This window comes from Specibacter sp. NPDC078692 (genome assembly GCF_040686835.1).
Lineage (GTDB): Bacteria > Actinomycetota > Actinomycetes > Actinomycetales > Micrococcaceae > Specibacter.
Genome location: NZ_JBFBLV010000072.1, coordinates 1 through 1340 on the forward strand (window position 1 = coordinate 1; position 1340 = coordinate 1340).

General features: G+C 60.1%; 1 protein-coding gene. It reads right to left on the reverse strand.

Features of this window, described 5'->3' with window-relative positions; genetic code table 11:
- Positions 1-36 precede the first annotated feature (36 nt).
- Positions 37-1271 (reverse strand): IS3 family transposase gene (locus tag AB0O97_RS20235; RefSeq protein ID WP_363885070.1). Its coding sequence is split into 2 segments (ribosomal slippage): positions 37-992 and positions 992-1271, totalling 1236 coding nucleotides; the frame shifts between segments, so codons are not numbered across the junction.
- Between the last annotated feature and the right edge of the window lie 69 nt (positions 1272-1340).

Consider the following 1340-nt stretch of genomic DNA (forward strand, 5'->3'; position numbering starts at 1 on the left):
TGGGGTTCCCCGCAAGTTGTGGACACGTGTTCTGCATCATGCGGCTTGCGTGAGTGCTTCTTCCTTCATTGCGTCCGACGCTGTTTGAGTGCGTAACTGCTGTTCATACTCCGCCGGCGGCACCATCCCCAGCTTCGAGTGAAGACGTTGACGGTTGTAGAAATCTTCAATCCACCACCCGACGGCGGTCTTCGCCTCGGCCCGGGTCAGCCAGGCTTTCCGGTCATAAAATTCTGTCTTCAGGGTGGACCAGAATGACTCCTGCATCGCATTATCCCAGCACACGCCCGTGCGCCCGACAGACTGCAGAATCCCCAATTCCTTCGAGGCTTCCCATAGCTGTGTCGAGGTGAACTGCGCGCCGCGGTCCGCGTGAAATACGACGTCTGCAGGCAGCTCACCCCGGAGCGTGTGGGCCATGCGCAACGCCCGCTCAACCAGGTCGGTGTTCTGCACCGAATCCATCGCCCAGCCCAACACACGCCGAGAGCAGCCGTCCCGGACCGCACACAAGTACAGCCAGCCTTCCCGAGTCTTCAGATAGGTAATATCGGAAATCCACACAGCATCCAACCGTCCCCGGTCCCACCGCCGGCTCACCAGGTCCGGCAGGTGATGGGTATTGGTGCCCGGGATCGTGGTAACCGGCCGGAACATCCTTGGACTGATCCCTTCAATGCCTTGCCGGCGCATGGAGTCAGCGACCGTCTTCGGGTTCGCGGGCGTCCCTTGGCGGGCCAGCTGTGCCGCTACTCGCGGCGCCCCATAGGTCTGTTGAGACTCGTCAAAGACCGTAGCGACCCGCTTGTCGCGTTCCCGCCGGGCCACCGCCCGTGGGCTGGGCCCGTCCACGAGACGCCGGTGCCAGTTGTAGTAGCCGGAGGCGGAGACCTTCAGTAATCTGGCCATGCGCGGGATTGAGAAGTTCCCCTTCTCCGCGTGCATCAATTCGAACCGTTCTGACGATGATGCTTCGACGCGAAGAAGGACGCGGCTTTTCCCAGAAAGCGGTTGTCCTCCCGCAGCTCAAAAACTTCCTTGCGAAGGCGCACCAGTTCAGCCCGTTCGGCTTCCTCAAGAGCCCCCGTCGACTCGCCATTGAGACCACGGCGGTCTTTCTCCGCCCGAACCCATCGGCCCAAGGTTTGCTCGCCAATGCTGAGTTCTTTGGCAACCCTGGCAACAGGCCGACCGGTGTCAATGACCAAGCCGGCAGCTTCCCTCTTGTACTCATCCGTAAAACTACGACGTTGACTTTTCTTCTCTGACATCACTGACATCCTCTCAGCAGGATCAAAAATCCCGCTAATTCGGGTGTCCACTAATTCAGGCTAACCCCA